General features: G+C 54.0%; 1 protein-coding gene. It reads left to right on the forward strand.

Features of this window, described 5'->3' with window-relative positions:
* Positions 1-91: 91 nt before the first annotated feature.
* Positions 92-302 (forward strand): hypothetical protein (locus BGIM_RS49575; protein WP_193788954.1); only part of this gene is annotated, 211 nt, incomplete at its 3' end.

Raw genomic sequence — 302 nt, forward strand, 5'->3', positions numbered from 1 at the left:
CGCCGCGTTGAGTAAAACTCGGGAAGAACTGAATGCAGACATTGCCACACTCCGAAAGGGGAAGGCGTCGCTTGTGAAAGAAAAGGAGGCGATGGCGATTAAGTTGGAGTCCATTAATCCAACCGTGAACCGGGTGCTGAAATTCCTCGAGGGCAAGTTCACGCACACCGTGCGGATCAGCTACGACGGCCCCGAAATCATCGAGGCGACTGACAAGCGTCTGCTTGGCGAGGGGTGTCGGGAAGAAGGCTTCAAGCTCATGACGTTGTTCGGAAACAGCAAAGGGGACCTATCGTTCAAAA

Origin of the sequence: Zavarzinella formosa DSM 19928 (assembly GCF_000255705.1) — a bacterium.
GTDB classification, from domain to species: Bacteria; Planctomycetota; Planctomycetia; order Gemmatales; family Gemmataceae; genus Zavarzinella; species Zavarzinella formosa.